The sequence below is a fragment of the Actinopolymorpha pittospori genome (assembly GCF_014873875.1).
Taxonomy (GTDB): Bacteria; Actinomycetota; Actinomycetes; order Propionibacteriales; family Actinopolymorphaceae; genus Actinopolymorpha; species Actinopolymorpha pittospori.
Genome location: NZ_JADBEM010000001.1, coordinates 691,966 through 709,347, shown reverse-complemented (window position 1 = coordinate 709,347; position 17,382 = coordinate 691,966). Strand labels below are relative to the sequence as shown.

Below are 17,382 nucleotides of genomic sequence, written 5' to 3'. Positions count from 1 at the left end.
GAGTTGGACGCGCTGATGCGTCGGGTTGGGTCGTGCTTTGTCCGGCCGGAGACCGCTCGGACGGCGCGGGACGTGGTCGACGGTCTGCTTGCGGGCCTGCCCAGGGCTAACTGCTGGACGCTGGCTGAGCATGCCGGGCACCGCAGCCCGGATCGGATCCAGTATCTGCTCGGCCGTGCGGTCTGGGACGACGCGGCGGTGCGAAGTGAGTTGGCCGAGTACGTGGCGGCGAACCTGACCGACGGCGTGGATCCGGATCGGGTGGTGCTGGTGTTCGATGAGACAGGGGATCAGAAGAAGGGCAGCCACACGGTGGGGGTGCAGCGGCAGTACTCAGGCACGTGTGGTCGGATCGAGAACTGCCAGGTCGCGGTGTTCGCCACCCTGGCCAGCCCGCGCGGGCACGCGTTCATCGACGTCGGCCTGTACCTGCCCCAGTCCTGGACAACCGATCCGGGCCGGCTGGCGGAGGCCGGCGTGCCTGAAGATGTGGAGTTTCAGACCAAACCGCAGCTGGCGCTGGCCATGACCGACCGGGCGTTGGCCGCCGGCATCCTGCCCGGGTGGGTCAGCGCCGATGAGGCCTACGGCGACAATCCCCGACTGCGACAAGCCTTCGAGGAACGACACCTGAACTACGTCATGGCAGTCTCATGCGACACCCAGATCCCCACTCCAGCAGACACGAGCACCGGCACAGGCACCGGCAGAATGCGAGCCGATGAGTTCGCCGCGCAGTTACCGGCAACCGACTGGCACCTGGCCTCGGCCGGCAAAGGCAGCAAAGGCGAACGGCTCTACCACTGGGCCCTCACCCGTCTGGCAAACCTCAGCCGAGCTGGCTACCGGTGGCTGCTGGTCCGCCGCCATCCGGCCACCGGCGAACAGGCCTACTTCCTGTGCCATGCCACCACCGACGTCAGCCTGGCAAGACTGGCCACGGTCGCTGGAACTCGCTGGCGAATCGAGGAGAACATCCAAGTCGGCAAAGGGTGCGCCGCACTGGACGAGCACCAAGTCCGTACCTGGACCTCCTGGCACCGCTGGACCACCCTGGCCATGCTCGCCCACGCCTTCCTCGCCGTCCAAGCAGGCCCAGACAGCCATCCCGACCCCAGCAGAGCAATGGTTCCCCTAACCTGCAACGAGATCCGGCACCTCAGAGCCACCATCACCCACCCAAGCCACCCCCTAACCCACACCATCCGATGGAGCCGATTCCGCCGCCACCACCAACACCACGCCCGACTCTGCCACTACCGACGACGAAACCAAGATTACGAATTACGGCTGTAGTACTAGGCGGCCGCCACCTTGACGTGGGCCAAGGGGCCGATGAGCACCACGTCGTACTGGCCGACCCTGGCGGTAACGAGCTGTGTGTGATCGAGCCGGGCAACAACTACCTGGCCGGCACCGGCTACCTCGGCGAGGTCACCTGTGACGGTTCCCGAGACGTCGGCCTGTTCTGGCGCGACGCGCTGGGCTGGCCGCTGGTGTGGGAGGAGAACGAGCAGACCGCGGTCCAGTCGCCGCTCGGCGGCACCAAGATCTCATGGGACCCATGGGGCAGACCGCCGATCCAACCCAAGGCCGGAAGGAACCGGCAGCGCTTCGACCTGGTCGCCGCTGACCCGACCAGCGAGGCGGAACGACTGGTCTCGCTCGGTGCGACCCGTCTTGCCGACCTCGCTGACGGCGTCGAACTGGCCGACCCAGACAGCAACGAATTCGACCTTCACGCAGACTGAGCGTCGAGCCACCGACTCCGGTACACGTGCCGGTCAGGGATCCACAAACGGACGGATGTCGGTCCCTTGATGCCGGCCAGCCGATCAGGGGCTTAGGGCTAGACCGGGGCTAGACGCGGCGCCATGGCGAGGCGAGTCATGGGGCGATGAGGAGGCTGAGGCGGCGGTTCATGTTCAGTCGGACCTCACCGTAGGGGGCGACATGGCTCCAGAACCATGGAGTCAGGCCGCGGTGGTCGACCGTGGTCATCCGCTTGGCCCACTGGTCGTCGGTGAGAACGTCTTGCACCATCAAGGTGTTCACGTACACCAGCGCCGCCTGCAGTACTCGCAGACATAGCACGGAGAGTTCTTGCTCATCGCGGCGGTTGGTGGCGATGTCGCCGCCCTTGCCGAAGAAGATGACCTGGTTGCCTCGGTTCCACGATTCGACCACGTTGAGGCCCTCGTTGATCTCGCGTTGCAGCTCGCGATCACGCAGGTACCGGGCGATTCTGTGGAATCAGATTTGTCAAGAGTTCAGCCTTTGCCCTGGTTGACGCCGACGATCGGCAGGAGCGTCGCGGTCGCCGCGACTCCGATCTCGCGGGGTGTCGTCCCGGCTGGCGTGGACATCGACCAGCCGTTCCAGCAGCTGGTCGAGCGTAGCCTGCGAAGCTCTGCAGACGTCGAGCAGTTCATGGCTTCGGGCAGCACGGGCCCCTGTCGAGAGTCTGGCAGGGGCCCGTGGTGTATAGAGCCGAGGAGGGTCGGGACCTGTCCCTAGATGGGCAGCATCCTGGCCGACACGGCTTACCGTCTGCTGGTGGCTTGACGGCCCGGCGTCACTTCAGGTGCCGGGCGAGGAATCGGCCCGCTTCGTCGCCTGCGGACTGCGGGACGCCGGTGTGCCCGCCCATGTTGGCGTGCAGGGTCTTCTCCTTGGAGCCGAAGGCGTCGAACAGGTCCAGGGCCGCCTGCCGGTCGTTCCCTTCGTCGTCCCACTGCAGCAGGAGGTGCAGCGGAATGGTGACCTGGCGGGCCTCCTCGAACATGGCCCGGGGGACGAAACTCCCGGCGAACAGAACAGCGGCCGAGATGCGCGGCTCGACCACCGCCAGCCGGGTCCCGATGGAGATCACTCCCCCCGAGTAACCGACCGGGCCGCCGATCTCGGGCAGCGGCAGGAGGGCGTCCAGGGCGGCCTGCCATTCCGGGACCGACTTGTCGACGAGCGGGAGGATGAGGGCGTCGATGATCTCGTCGCTGACCGGCTCGCCGGCCTCCATGGCCCGGCGCAGGTCGGCGCGGGCCTGCTCGGCGCCGGGCCAATGGGGCCGGTCGCCGCTTCCGGGGAGCTCGATGGTAGCCGTGGCGAAGCCGTCCGCCGCAGCGTGCCGGGCCCGGGCCACCAGCCGGGGGTACGTCTTGCGCAGCCCGAGAGGAGGGGGGCTGAGCAGGATCAGCGGCGCCGGTGCGGACGCGGATGCGGGCGTCCACAGGATGCCGGGGATCTCACCGAGGGTGAATTCGCGCTCGAGGACAGCGTCGTCGAGACGCTGTTCAGAAGTGAAGTGCATGGTCGTGCCTTTCGGGAGTGCCATTGAACGGCGCTCCCGGACGACCTATCGCCCGACCGTGACCCCGGAGGGGAGCACCCATGTCGATACGTTCACGGGTACCACCTCCTCGCTCTCTTGCACGGCCTCCGGAAACGTAGCAGTGGCTGCCGTGGTTCCGCCAACGGGTTTTTGCGGAGGCTCTGTGGCCGAACACCATGGCGTCGGAGTCTCGCCCGTCACTGGTCAGGAAGTGCACGTCCGCCACCGATTCGAGCACCGAAAAACCGGCATCCTGCGGAATCAGATTTGTCAAGTAGTTCAGCCTTTGCCCTGGTTGACGCCGACGATCGGCAGGAGCGTCGCCGTCGCCGGAACGCCGATCTCTCGGGGTGTCGCCCCAGCTGGCGTGGGGACATCGACCAGCCGTTCCAGCAGCTGGTCGAGCGCAGCCTGACCGTCGTCGACGGCAGCGCGCTCGTCGTCGCTGAGCGGGACGCTCGCCAGCATGCGCTGAAGGTTGTCCTTGGCCTCCAGGAGCTGGCCCTTGCTGGAGGTCTTGGGCGTGTAGAAGTCGCAGCGGGCGCAGGCCATGCGGTGCGGGCACTGCTCGAAGAACGTGTAGGTGCCGAACCCGTGACCGAGGTCGTAGTACTGCCACGGCTCGCCCGACGCGGCGGCTCCGGAGGTGACCGCATCCCGGTCGACCAGGACCTCGATGGTGCGGATGTTGCGCTCGAAGTACCCGGCGTCGTTGTAGGCCCTGGCCAGCGTGTTCGGGGTGATCTTGGCGTAGTGCTGAGTGGACTCCGGGCTCCGGTGACCGAGCCAGGCTTGCAGCTCGAAGAGCGTCATCGGTTCCTTGGCGTTGTAGAGCTGGCTGGCGATCGTGGAGCGGGCCGGGTGGCTGGTGATGTTGCCCCGGACGTCGGCGGTCGGGACGCCGGCCTTGCGGCAGAGCGAGGGATGACCGCGGTGTTGATGTAGGTGTTCGCGAGGCGTTTGGCCCGGTGCGCGAACAGGAAGTCCACCTGCTCACCCGTCTTGCGGTCCAGCATCTTCGGCTGCTGCGGCCGTGCATCCTGCCATGCCTCGATCGCCTTGCCCAGCAGGGGATCGATGGGCTTGGTGAAGGAGGTGCCGGTCTTGTGGGTGGGGACGTCCAGCAGGCAAACGGCGTCGCGCGCCAGCACCTCGTCGGAGTCGCCGGGAATGGGGAAGCCGTCGTGCTGCCAGCGGATGCAGCCCGTGCTGAGGCGGGATATCTCGTCGCTGCGCAGGCCGCCGAACAGCCAGGTCAAGGTGACGGCCCGAAAAGGAACGATCTTTGCGTCGCTCCTTGCTAACGCGGCTGCTAACAGGAGCCCTGGACGACCATGGACGCTCGCCGACGCCAGGAGCCAGCCGAGCGCATCCGTCCCGCGTTATCTAGACGGCGACGGACGCCGATAGATGATCGTCGGCGGCCTACGGAACAGATGGCCAGAACCGGAGGCTTATTACCTGCCGCCTCGGTTGAGGTCTCATAGCAGTCGTTCGTACCGGGTACGAAGTGCTCGGCGTGCTATCCGCGGGCTATTCACCTCGGCACCGAGGGGCCACTCGCGGGCAACCACGGACCTGAGCGTCCGACGGCCGGTTGAGCGTGGCCCGCGTGCGGAGCTGGCTCCGCAGAAACAGCTTGGACACGGTGGCCGCGCACCGGAGACCTGCCAGCCGCGCGGCTGCCAAGTGTGCGGCAGGCATTTTGTGACGCAGCCGAACGGCATGGCGCTGAAGCCGGCGTTCGGGTGTGGATCGGGGGGCGCGATATGCGGGACGACTACTTGGCGACTCTGGCTGAGGTGATGCGGAGCGACCACGCGATCGTTCGCTGCCGGCGGTCGCGGATGTAGCCGCGGACGGCTGGGCCGTACATGCGGCCGAGGACAGCTTCGGCGAGCTCAGGTCGAACCCGATCACCGGCACGGGCCGGTCAGCTCAGCCACACGCCCAGCTGTCGGACGCCCCTGCCGTCTGACGCCCATATCGCAGGGCGGAACCGACGGTCCGGGACCTGTACCGGCACGATGGCGATAGTGTCGACGGTCACTATGGCACGCATTCCGGAACCGTTCGTGGGGCACGCGGGCGCCGTGCGAGCTGTCGCCGTGTTGCCCGGCGGAGGCAGCATCGTCACCGGCGGCGCCGATGCGGTGCTCAGGGTGTGGGAGCTGCGTACCGGCCGGTTGCTGCAGGTTCATTCCGAAGCGGAGAACGAAGTCCTCGCGCTGGCCGTGTCCGAGGACAACCGGGTTGTCTCGTGCGGCCAGGCCATGTCCGTCTCCTGGGACCTCGCGGCTGGCACTTCGTTGCTGACGCCGCTTGGCACCCACCTCATGGCGGCCGCTGTGCTGCCACATGGCGAGATCGTGGCCATCGATCTCGACCAGAAGATCCTTCAGCCGCTCTCGGGCCGCAACTGGCGCAGCGGCCACCAGAACGTCAACAGCGTCGCGGTGAGCGCGAACCGGCAGGTTGTCACTGGCGGATCCGATCCGATCGTCCGGATCACCGATTGGTCGGGCAAAGAGCTGGGACGGTTGCCCGGTCGGTCCGCCGGGAGTGTCGCGACGGCCGTTTCGAACGACGGCACCCGTGTCGCGATCGGCACGAGCGACTCCGTGCGGTTCTGGGACCGAAGGCAGCGGTCGGGGGTGATCAGTCTGAACGGCTGCGACGACGCGGCGATCACGGTCGCGGTGACACCGGACGGCGGACAGGTCATCGCGGGCGGCTACAACGGCGGGATCTGGGTCTGGGATCCGCAGCGACCAGACGAGCCGCTCCAGATGGACGGCCACAACAGCGCGGTGAGATCGCTCGCGGTCACGCCGGACAGTAGACAGCTCGTCAGTGGCGCCGAGGACGGCGCGATTGGCGTCTGGGACCTGACCACGGGCGCAAGGATCTCCCCGTCTCGGTCTCCGAGGCCGCAGGCCGGCCTCGTCAGCGATCAGGAGAGCGCGGTCGACCTGCTGGGTTTCGCCGAGGACGTCGACAGCGTGGCCACGCTCATCGGCGACCGGGCGACGGAACCGCCGCTCGCGATCGCGCTGCTCGGCCGGTGGGGTTCTGGCAAGTCGAGCTTCATGCGCCAGCTCCAGAACCGCGTCGCGCGGCTGGCGGAGCAGGGCCGTCGAAACCCGGCGCACAGCGTATTCGCGACCACCGTGCGGCAGGTACGGTTCAACGCCTGGCACTACAACGACGACCACCTCTGGGTCGGTATGGTGGAGCACCTGTTCACCGGTCTCGGCGAACCCGAGCCACGAGACGCGTACCAGGTCGGCGCTGAACGTACCGCGTTGCGGGAGAGGCTCCACGACCTCGAGGAGCTCGCCGACTCCAACACCAGCCCTACCAAGCGGTTCCGGGCTCGCCTGCGGTTGTGGCTGGCCGCCCTCGCACCCTGGCGCGGGCGCATCGCCGTGGCTGGAACGGCTTTCGTCCTGCTAGGTGCCGTGACCGGGATGGCGTGGTGGCAGTGGCGGTCCGACGTGCTGGCTCTGGTTTCCGGGGTCCTCGCCGCCACAGCGGTGTTCCCGATCCTCGACCGCCTCCTCGCCGCCTGGCGTGCGGTTCGCAGTCTCGCCGAGCGGCGGGCCGCTGGGCTGCGGCAGGCAGTACACGATACGCGCATGCGCCTGGCGAGACTCGACGCCACGCGGGAACTGACGCTGGTCATCGAGCAGGGTAGGGCCGGCGGGTACGACCAGTACCGCGGGTTGCTCGGCCGGGTCTACGCCGATCTCCGCCAGCTCAGCGACAGCGCAGAGCAGGCGTTCGCCGAGTGGGAGCAGGCTGGTTCGGCTGGCCCGCCGCCACTGGAGCGGGTGGTTCTCTACATCGACGACCTCGACCGGTGCTCTCCACGCAAGGTCGTGGATGTGCTCGCCGCGGTGCACCTCCTGCTGGCGTTGCGGCTGTTCATCGTTGTTGTTGCCGTTGATCCGCAGTGGCTGCGACATTGCCTCGAGCAGTACCACTCGGAGTTGTTCGGTGGCACCGACGGGGTGACCGGCGTCGCACCCCTGGACTACCTCGACAAGATCTTCCAAGTGGTGTTCACGTTGCGGCCGATGGGCAGCGAGGTCGACCGGTTCATCGAGGCACTCGTACCGACCGAGACTGTGGGCCCGCAGCCGCTCGCGTCGGAGACCGGCACGGCATCGGCGACAGCCGACGCTCCGGCCAGGTCGGCCGAGACTGGGAGCGGGCCGGCGACCACACCACAGCCGGACCAGCTCAGCGGCCCGCAGCCCGCTCAGTTGCGGCTGCGCGCCAGCGAGCTGCGGTTCATCCAGCGTCTCCATCCGCTGCTTTTGACACCTCGCGCGGTGAAGCGGTTCGTCAACGTCTACCGCCTGCAGCGGGCGGCCATCTCCGAGGAAGAACTCGACGGCTTCATCGGGTCTGACGATGCCGGCCCCTACCAGGCGGTGCTCGTGCTGCTCGCGGTGCTGGTCGCCGCCCCGGAATCCTGCCGGACGCTGGCAGCCCGACTAGACGTCGTGGACGGAGCGGCCGGCGACGCTGGTTTCACCACCGTGGTGGAGGAGCTCGCCACCTCCGCACGAACGGCCGAGACAGACCAGATCTGGATGCGGCTACTGGAGATCCTCCGGGCCGGGGATCCCGTGCACGATAATCTCTCAACGTATCGTGCATGGACGGGCACAATCGGGCGATTCAGTTTCGAGACCTGGGACCTGACCAAGCCGCGCTGACAACGGGAGGGGACGTGCCGATCGAGCGCCGCCGCGTGCTGGGTGTGATTACAGGCACCGTCCTCGTCGGTGCGACGGCGGTGCCAGGCTTGGTGCGGGCCCTTGGCGACGACGAGCCTGCCGCCGACGGCGTGGACAAGCAGAATCCGCCGATCGAGACGATCCGGGTCAACTCTTCCACGGAGAAGGCCGGCGTCATGCGCGAGTTCGTCCGCAGGTACAACGACGCCGACCGAGTTGTCGGAAAGCTGCGAGCCCGGGTCGTGTTGGATGCGGTCACGTCGGGAGCGATGAAGATCGCGCTCGCCTCGGGAGTGCGCAATCCCCCGCACGTCTGGCTGCCCACGTCGTCGATGTGGCTGCGGCTGCTGGAGTACGAAGGCCACGGCGATCTTCTTCTCACCAAGCCGGCCGAAGTGTCGTCGATCGCCAGGAGCACGCTCGTCATCGCGATGCCACAGTCGGTAGCGGAGGCATTGGCCAACCACGGCGCCCGGCTCGACACCTGGGCGGACGTGCTTGCGCTCGCTCAGTCGGGGTGGTCGGCGTACGGCATGCCGAACTGGGGCAACTTCATCCTAGGCCGAGACAATGCGGAGACCTCGACTTCCGGGCTCGCCGCCACGGTCGCCACCTATGTCGCGGCCCCTGGCGACCTCACCGAGGAGCGGCTGGACGACCCGGAGGTCGTGTCGTTCGTGCACGGAATCGAGTCGTCGGTGTCGCTCTACGGCAACGAGGCCGTGCAGTTCATGCAGCAGATCTACGAAGCGGAGCAGGCACAGGCCGCCAGCACCTATCGCCCCTACATCGATGCGATCGTCATCCAGGAACAGATGGTCTATCTGTACAACCGCGGCGCGCCCAACGGTGAACCCGCGCGGATGAGCGAGGAGCGGCGACCGCGAAACCCGTTGCGCACCGTGTATCCCAAGGACGGCACGCTCGAGCTCGACCACCCGTTCGTCGTGCTGGCGTCAGCGAACGTGGCCCAGCGGGCGGTGGCCGAGGACTTCCGTGCGTTCCTTGCCGAGGACGAGCAGCAGCGACGGCTGGCCGAGCTCGGCTTCCGTCCGCACGAGGGCGCTGCCCGGCCGACCGCCCAGCTTGTGGAGGCATTGGGCACACCCGAGGACCAGCGCCTGACATTCGTGCGGATACCCGACGGCAAGCTGCTCACCGCGATGCTCGACAGCTGGGACAACGTGCGGCGCAGGGCTCGCGTGCTGCTGGTGCTGGACGTGTCGGGCTCTATGAACGACATCGTTCGCGACCCGAACACGGCCGAAGACTCCACGAAACTGGAGCTCGTCAAGCCTGCGGCCAAGCGGGCACTGGACCTGCTCGACGATGACGACGAGGTGGGCTTGTGGACGTTCTCCTCCAACCCGCCGCACACGGAGGAAATGCCGATCCGCCGAGTGGGCGATATCCGTGAGCAGCTCAAGTCGCGCGTCCAAGGCCTGACCGCCGACGGGAACACCGCGCTCTACCAAACTGCCGACGATGCCAGCAGGCTGATGCAGGAGAGCGCGGATCCCAAACGTATCAACGCAATCGTCCTGCTCAGCGACGGCCAGAACACCGAGCCCTATCCTGGCGGCCCGAAGGCGTTGCTCGCGAAGCTCAACCCGCACGGAAAGGACACCTCAGTCCGGATCTTCACCGTTCCCTACGGGCATGCGGACAACGCCGACATCGACACGCTCGCACAGATCGCGAAGCTCACCAAGGCAGCGCAGTACGACGCCAGAGACCCGCTCGATGTGAACGACGCATTCGTTCGCGTGTTCCGGAACTTCGGGTAAGCCGTGGGGTTCCAAGAGCGATTAGGCGATCGCGCCACGATCGCGTTGGCGGGAGGCTTCGGCCTCGCGGCGGGCGTTCTCGGGTGGTGGTTCGAGCCGTGGCTGGCGTTGGTGTCCGCACCGGTGACCGCAGCTCTGGTGTTCCTGGTCAGCTCCCCGGCAGTGGTCACAGTGCGGCACGGTGCACCACCGCGGACGGTCTCGGACGTGACCTCACCGATCCTGGCCTGGGCCGGACAGGTCCCGGAGACCGATCGCGCACGCGTGCACGCCGACCAGGCCAGACAGGAGGCAAGGCGGTTCGAGGCCCTGGCCATGGAACGTGAACGGGCGATACAACAACTATCCCTGCGGTCAGAGCGAGCGGCTGCCGAAGGAGATCTGCGCAAGAGCATCGACCACGTGTGGCGGACTGTCTACGGCTACCAGGCGACACACAGAGTTCCTACGCGCGACGCGGACTGGGACGACATCAGGACCTGTCTGAAACAGGCATACGATCTCCTCGGAACCGGTGGCCCCGAGGAGGCGCAGCTGTCCGGCTAGAAGAACGACACCGTCAACAGGATGTCGTCGAAAAGCCGAGGCATTCGGGCCGCAACGTGAGCCCGAGCGTTTCGGCCCACACCGAGTTCGTGCATGGCGACGCCGCTGGATACATCGCCGACAGAGCTGCCGATATCGCGGCGTGCATCGGCGCCACCTGGATCGGCGACGGCGTCGCAGGCACCGTCGAACTGCTCCGGCGTAGCCTCGCGCCTGGTGGCATGATGCTGATCGGTGAACCGTACTGGCGCCAAGACCTACCAGATCAGGCTAGCGTCGAGGGCTGTTACGCCACGAGCAAGGACTCCCACTGTCCGAGTTGCTCGAGTACTTCGGCGAACTCGGCTGCGATGTCGTGGACATGGTCCTTGCCGACCAGGACAGCTGCGACCGCTACGCGGCGGCGCCGTGGCTCAACATTCGCCGCTGGCTGGACGCGAACCCCAACGACGAGCTGGCCGACGAGATGCGGTCAGCAGGACGACCAAGGATGACCTTGCACATGGGAGTATGCCGCCATGTCGTACGACCTGGCCGTCTTCGCGCCCCGCGCCATTGATGAAGCTCAGCTTCGCACCCTGCTCGGGCAAAGCAACGGGCTCGACATCGAGGAGGCCAACGTCATCTCAGCCACCGTCGTCCGAGGTGCGCGACGTCGCTACTGCTTCACCATCGACGGCCCGGACCGCGTCGAGGACGAGGACGTTCCCGCTGATGTCGCCAGCGTCGTACTCGGATCCCGCTACTTCTACACGATCACGGTGGAGGGCTCAGCGAAGTCCGAGATCCCGCATGCGGTGCGCTTCGCCCGCCGGCTTGCTCAGGCACTTGATGGCGCGGTCGTCGACCAGCAGACGGACGAGGTGTGGTCGCGCTCGCAGTCCCGGACCATCCAGAAGCCCCAGAGGGAGTCACGCGTAGCGACCGTCGACGTCGACTGGTACTGCCTGCGCGAGGAGCTGTGCCAGGACGCTGCGCGACTGTTCATCGCCACGGCCGAACGGCTCCTGCCCGAAGCACTTCCCCGACGCTTCGGAGAGTACGAGCCGTTCCAGGGCAAGTACGCCGACGCCGGGGAAGAGGGATTCGCGGCAGCCTGGGCCGAGGCGACCACCCCGCTCTTCTTCTCCGGTTCAGGCCCCTGCGTCGCCGGCCACCTGGGCGCCGGTCCCGGCGCGCGTTTCCCCGATCGCTTCTGGTCGATGTCACTGAGGTTCCTCGCCGAACCCCTGAGGGAGCCCGCCTGGCGCGACGCACTTCGCCGCACCTTCGTCGCACTCGCCGACAGCCTTCCAGCCTTCTACGCGGCAGCCGAGGTGACCAAGGGCCACATCTGGTCCGGACGCTCGCTGTGGGCGGATGCGGAGACCGAGCACCGCATCAGCCCCGTGCAACGCGAGGGTTGGATGGGCCTACCGCCCAGGCCGACTTGGTGGACCTGGCTCGGGCCTCCCTTCACCGAGCACGCCGCCGCACTACCCGAGCAGCGAGTCACCTCGACCGCCAACGGTGTCCTCTACGAGGCATTCACCGAACCGACCGGACCGGATGGGCTGGAGCCTTTGGGCCGCTGGCTACCCGCCCATCTGTTCGCGGCACTAGGACCCAACCCTGACCGGCTGCAGCCGGTGCCACTCATCCGCGCGGCATCAACTCCCGCAGCACTTGCCTGACCCTGCCTCCGATCAACACCGAAGTCCGGCGCTGCCATGCTTGGCTCGTGGACGTCACGGCGCAGTGGGTCCGGACCTGGTGGACCAAACGGTCTCGAGGCGGGCAAGCAGCCGCACATCGGAACGCAACCCCGATCGCGTTCACCCTTCCGAACGTGTCGCCACCCTTCCTGCACGTGGTGCACATGCGGGAACAGGAAGACTTCCACCCCAAGGAGACCATCGCCGACCTGGCCGACGTCGACGTCAGCCTCCGGGAGGACAATGACCAACTGCGCGTCCTGCCGCGCGACCCCAGCCGTAAGGCTCGCCCGAGGACAATGGCTCCGCTGGCAGTTGAACTACCGCTTCAGCAGCCCGGCAGGGATGCAGGACTGGACCTACTGGCTAGACACCTTCAAATCGCCTACGGCCACGACGTTGCCCCCGACGCCTTCCTCGGCGTTCCGACATACCACGTCGATGAGCGAGGACACCTACGGTAAGCACGCAGGTACAGCCCGCCGGTCCGGTCCCTGCAGCATCGGCGCTAGCAGCTTGTCCGTCGCAGGCCCCGCGCCAGGTGCCGTCGCCCGAATAGATCCCCGACCGGCCGGTCTGGCGCACGTGCTCGCAGATCGCGGTTACGGCGTCCTCGAGCTGCTGCCGACGGCCACATCGCCGCGGGCAGACGACGACCGGGGATGGGGGGGCAGTTGGCAGGCAGTGGCCGGTAACTGCTCACCGTGGGCATGCGGGTGCTTCCGGCGGCACACGATCGCGGGGATGCTCCTCCGGAGCTGCCGACCTTCATACGCGCGCACAAGGCCGTGGATCGGATCCTGGCGGCCATGCCCTAGGCGTCAGAGCGCCCACCCGTTCTCAGATGCGGGGCCTACTCGCCCCCAGCCTGTGCGCGAACTGTGGGAAGGTGAGAAGCTCCTCCCCATGGCGAAGACGGTCTACTACGTCTCCAGCAGCATCGATGGATTCATCGCCGGCGCGGACGACTCGCTTGACTGGCTGTAGGACATCAATCCAGGAGATCGAGACGTGTCGTCGTTGGTCGCCGGGATTGGCGCGTTGGCGATGGGCGCCGCGACCTATGAGTGCGTGCTGCGAGACTCCCAGCTGCTCAAGCATCCTGAGAAGTGGCAGGAGGCGCACAGCGAAAGGCCGGTCTGGGTGTTCACTCATCGGGAGCTACCGAAGGTGCCAGGAGCCGACATCACCTTCGTCAGTGGCGATGTCCGCCCGGTGCACCATGCGATGGTCGACGCCGCGCGCGGTGGGAACATCTTGATCGCTGGAGGCGGCGCCTTGGCCACCTCGTTCGCTGGTGCCGGTCTATTGGACGAGATGTTCATCGGGGTCGTGCCGGTGATGCTGGCGAAGGGGAAGCCCCTGTTCACTGGTCATCTCCCCTCGTCGCGGCTCACGCTGTCGAAGGTCGAACAGGTGGGCCAGGTCGCGTACCTGACCTACCGGTTGCAGGGATCCGAGCCTCCGGCTGTGTGAGGGTTCTCTCCCATCAGTCGGACAATTTGGCCGGTTGGCCATCCCGTCAAAGACCGTCGAATGCTCGGCCCGGGTGAACTCAACATCCACCGGCCTCTGCGCTCGCCGCTGCGCCGATCCGCGGCTGCTGCTCGTGGCCGCGAGCTTCCTTCGCGGGGTGACGTGCCACAGGTGCAGCAGCGCGTAGTCCTCGAAGACCTGCTCCCTCTCCTTGATGTAGTTGCTGTACCGGACCTTCATGTGCGTGCTGCCGATGAGCTTCGGCATCAGCTCGGCCGGCGCGGACGGCTTCTCGTAGTAGGCGCCCCGGACGCTCTCGAGAACGAGCCGTTGCGCCTCGGTGTACGGCGCTAGTTCTGCCAGCTCGGCGAGGGTGCTCACGGCGAAGGGGGCGTCCAGCAGGGCCGCGTCGGCTTCGCTGACGCTGATGAGGTGTACGACGTCCAGAGGCCCTGTACGCCGTCTGCGCGCATGGCGGGTTCACAGGTCCACTTCCGGGTCGCCGGTGGCCCGATGTCGCACCGCCTGTTCGCATTGATGGGTAGCGTCACCGCACCCATCCACAGGTTTTACCTACGTTCGGCCGGCGTCTACACACACTGCCGGAGGCGGACACGTTCCCTCGCAAGAGTGGCAGGGCCGGGCACGCTCGCCAAGCGGATCGAAAGAGGCATGACGCGACGGCAGCGTGGCGGGAAGGCACGTCGGCGGTGCCTGCCGCCGACAGTATGGGCCCGCGCTCTCTCGGCTTCGACGGTTCGACTCACACGGTCGGACCGTTCCCCCACCTCCGAGAAGGAATGGTCATGCAGGTAGTACGTCAACGCCGTGAGAAGGCCCGCACCGGCCTTCTCACGCTGCGGAAGGGGCGAGCGCCGATCGTAACGGCCGCAACAGTCGCCCTGATCAGCACCAGCACCGGAATCGCTCTCGCACAGACCACTCAGTTCGGATTCGAACAGGCCGGCCAGACCACCGACCAGGGCCGGGTCCTGGCCAACGGCCAGCACGCCGACCCCATCGGTGAAACCGTCGTGCTCAACGAGGGCAAGTTCATGTCGACGACGGTGAGCCCTGACGGCACCCACCTGGCCGGCTCCATCACTGACGGCGCGATGGCCATGGCCATCGCCGACCTGAAGGACTTCAAGCTCCAGGAGTACGTCGGCAACAACCCCGCCGCGGATCTGAAGATCGCCGGCAACGACGTGGGCCAGGAGGGCCCGACGTACTCGCCGGACGGCAAGCAGCTGTGGCTGGGCCAGGCCAACGGCTACACCCGGTTCACCGTCAACACCGATGGCAGCGTCTCGAACCCGACCACGGTCTCGATCCCCGCCCAGGGCGGCAAGCAGGCGCTGGTCGGTGCGGCGGTCTTCTCCGCGGACGCCAAGACGGTCTATGCCGCGGTCAACGGCCAGAACCGTGTCGTCGCCATCGACGCCGCGACCGGCACTGTGACCCACAGCTGGACCGTCGGCACCGCGCCGCGCGGGATGGTGCTGGTCGGCAACAAGCTCTACGTCAGCAACGAAGGCGGGCGTCCGGCCAAGCCCGGCGAGGCGACGCAGAACTCCTACGGCACGCAGGTGCCCGCCGACCCGAACGCCGGCACCACCACCGGCACCCTCAGCGTCATCAACACCGCCGACTCGGCCGCCGCTCCGGCGAGCATCGACGTCGGCCTACACCCGACCGCGGTCTACGCCAAGGACGGGACCGTGTTCGTCACCAACACCAACAGCAACACCGTCTCGGTCATCGACACGACCACCGATATGGTCGTCCAGACCATCGCCACCCAGCCGTGGCCGGAGGCCTCGGTCGGCTACGACCCGAACGCGGTCACGCTCACCGACGACGGTCACCTCCTGGTGACGCTCGGCCGCGCCAACGCGGTCGCGGTCTACAAGTTCACCTCCGCACGGGAGCCGGTCGCCTACGTCGGTCTCCTTCCGACCGACTACTACCCGTCGGAGATCACGACCGTCGGCGACGAGGTGCTGGTCTCCAACACCCGCGGCATCGACGCCCGCAGCCCCAGCAACTACCCGCCCCCGGCCTGGTACCACGGCACCCACGACACCACGACCAGCGTCGAGCGGTTCGCCCTGCCCAGCGACGGCAAGATCAGGTCCGAGACCGAGAAGGTCTTCAAGCTGAACGGCTGGACGCCCAACTCCGTCCAGTTCTCCAGCAGCAACGGCCGGGGCGTGAAGCCGGTCGCGGTCCCGAAGAAGATCGGCGACCCCTCGACGATCAAGCACGTCTTCCTCGTCGTGAAGGAGAACCGCACCTACGACCAGGTCTTCAGCGACATGCCGTACGGCGACAACGACCCGAGGCTGCTCACCTACGGCGAGAACGTGACGCCGAACCAGCACGCGCTTGCCAGCCAGTTCGGGCTCTACGACAACTTCTACGACCCGGCGACCAACTCCGCCGAGGGTCACAGTTGGCTCATGCAGGGCGACAACCCGGAGTACACCGAGTCCTCCGCGGGTGAGTACACGCGCAGCTACGACTCCTACAACGACGCTCTGGGCCACCAGGCCTCCGGCTTCATCTGGACCGGTGCGCAGGCGGCAGGCAAGACCGCGCGCGATTTCGGTGAGTACCAGATGCAGTCCAACAGCAAGCCGTCCGGGGCGACCTGGCAGAACCTGTACTGCGACACCCTGAACATGGCGGCCAACCCTGCCGCGACCACCGCCTACCCGATGAACTCGGCCGTGGCGATCCCGTCCCTCAACGACATCTCGGTGCACGGCTTCCCGGGCGGCGACCTCAGCATCCCCGACCTCTACCGCTACGAGATCTGGAAGCGCGACTTCGAGGCCAATGGCCCGGCGAACCTGAACATGTTCTGGTTCCCCAACGACCACACCGGCGGTACGACGACCGCGCCCGCCCAGGTCGCCGACAACGACCTGGCCCTCGGCAAGCTCGTCGACACCATCTCGCACAGCAAGTACTGGAAGGACTCCGCGATCTTCGTGGTCGAGGACGACTCCCAGGCCTGGGTCGACCACGTCGACGGCCACCGGGCGCCCGTCCAGATCATCAGCCCCTGGTCGCGGCGTACCGGTGTGGTGGACAGCCACTACTACACCCAGGCCACGATGATCCGGACCATCGAGCAGATCCTCGGGATCCACCCGATGAACCAGATGGACAGCGCGGCCACCCCGATGGCTGGGGCGTTCACCAACAAGCCAGACTTCACCCCGTTCGACGTGGTGCCCAACCGGACCTCGCTGACCCTGGGGGTGGAGAACAACCCGCCCTCGTGTGGCCTGGACACGCCGGCTCCGCAGGACACGAAGGCAGCTCCCGCGCCGACCACCGGACAGGCACCGGCCGCCCAGCAGAAGGTCGCCGCTGCCTGGAACACCTGGAAGGCCAAGCAGCACTTCACCGGCGACAACGCCCGCGTCGACTCCGCGCCGCCGGAGCTGATGGCCCGCATGAGCTGGTATGAGTCGACCGGCTGGACCAAGCCCTACCACGGTGACGCCAAGATCCTCACGCCCGACCAGGTGCCCGGCGCCGCCATCCCCGGGTTGGACACCGACGGCTGAGCTGAGTGAACACCACGCGAACAGAGTGACTCGTACGGCCCGCCGGACTCCCGGCGGGCCGTACGCCAGTCGCGAAGGCGCTGCGGTTGCCAGATCGGTTGCCGAGACAGGATGAAACGGCTGATCCGGGCAACCATGCGACGCGACACTTCGGCGGGCCCACACTGGGCGCTCGAAGGCCAAGTGGGCACGATGGAACGGCGGAGACGTACGACGGCA

At 67.1% G+C, this 17,382-nt stretch carries 13 protein-coding genes; 9 read left to right on the top strand and 4 right to left on the bottom strand.

Translation table 11 applies throughout. The annotated features are described in order from the left end of the window. Positions 1-15: 15 nt before the first annotated feature. Together HEB94_RS03190 and HEB94_RS03185 are read left to right on the top strand one after the other, a co-directional pair. On the top strand, positions 16-1,296 hold the full coding sequence (locus HEB94_RS03190) for an IS701 family transposase (protein WP_192756202.1): 1,281 nt from the start codon (positions 16-18) through the stop codon (positions 1,294-1,296). A 23-nt stretch (positions 1,297-1,319) separates the two neighbouring features. Continuing rightward, on the top strand, positions 1,320-1,751 hold the full coding sequence (locus HEB94_RS03185; protein WP_337917449.1) for a VOC family protein: 432 nt from the start codon (positions 1,320-1,322) through the stop codon (positions 1,749-1,751). A gap of 136 nt (positions 1,752-1,887) precedes the next feature. Here the strand turns inward: HEB94_RS03185 and HEB94_RS03180 are convergent, their stop codons facing one another. From HEB94_RS03180 to HEB94_RS48915, 4 genes are all read right to left on the bottom strand, one after another. Next, positions 1,888-2,232, bottom strand: a complete 345-nt coding sequence (locus tag HEB94_RS03180; RefSeq protein WP_202896991.1) for a Tn3 family transposase — start codon at positions 2,230-2,232, stop codon at positions 1,888-1,890. 343 nt (positions 2,233-2,575) lie between these two features. Next, positions 2,576-3,310, bottom strand: a complete 735-nt coding sequence (locus HEB94_RS03175) for a dienelactone hydrolase family protein (protein WP_192748557.1) — start codon at positions 3,308-3,310, stop codon at positions 2,576-2,578. A gap of 300 nt (positions 3,311-3,610) precedes the next feature. Then, entirely contained in the window at positions 3,611-4,144 is a 534-nt protein-coding gene (locus tag HEB94_RS48920; protein ID WP_202896085.1) for a hypothetical protein, read from the bottom strand. Then, positions 4,141-4,590, bottom strand: coding sequence for a hypothetical protein (locus HEB94_RS48915; protein ID WP_202896084.1), 450 nt, complete (start codon positions 4,588-4,590; stop codon positions 4,141-4,143). The genes HEB94_RS48920 and HEB94_RS48915 overlap by 4 nt, the downstream gene beginning before the upstream one ends. Positions 4,591-5,367: 777 nt before the next feature. Between HEB94_RS48915 and HEB94_RS03165 the strand changes: the two genes are divergently transcribed. From HEB94_RS03165 to HEB94_RS03135, 7 genes are all read left to right on the top strand, one after another. Then, entirely contained in the window at positions 5,368-8,058 is a 2,691-nt protein-coding gene (locus tag HEB94_RS03165) for a P-loop NTPase fold protein (protein WP_192748556.1), read from the top strand. Positions 8,059-8,072: 14 nt separating this feature from the next. Continuing rightward, positions 8,073-9,866, top strand: a complete 1,794-nt coding sequence (locus HEB94_RS03160) for a substrate-binding domain-containing protein (protein ID WP_192748555.1) — start codon at positions 8,073-8,075, stop codon at positions 9,864-9,866. Between the two features lie 45 nt (positions 9,867-9,911). Next, complete coding sequence (locus HEB94_RS03155) at positions 9,912-10,412, top strand: hypothetical protein (RefSeq protein WP_192748554.1); 501 nt, start codon at positions 9,912-9,914, stop codon at positions 10,410-10,412. Positions 10,413-10,930: 518 nt separating this feature from the next. After that, a complete protein-coding gene (locus tag HEB94_RS03150; protein ID WP_192748553.1) occupies positions 10,931-12,085 on the top strand; it encodes a hypothetical protein in 1,155 nt (384 codons plus the stop codon). A 155-nt stretch (positions 12,086-12,240) separates the two neighbouring features. Beyond that, positions 12,241-12,570, top strand: a complete 330-nt coding sequence (locus HEB94_RS03145) for a hypothetical protein (RefSeq protein ID WP_202896083.1) — start codon at positions 12,241-12,243, stop codon at positions 12,568-12,570. A gap of 583 nt (positions 12,571-13,153) precedes the next feature. Further along, entirely contained in the window at positions 13,154-13,582 is a 429-nt protein-coding gene (locus tag HEB94_RS03140) for a dihydrofolate reductase family protein (RefSeq protein WP_202896082.1), read from the top strand. An 806-nt stretch (positions 13,583-14,388) separates the two neighbouring features. Next, positions 14,389-17,163, top strand: a complete 2,775-nt coding sequence (locus HEB94_RS03135; protein WP_192748552.1) for a bifunctional YncE family protein/alkaline phosphatase family protein — start codon at positions 14,389-14,391, stop codon at positions 17,161-17,163. Positions 17,164-17,382: the final 219 nt, after the last annotated feature.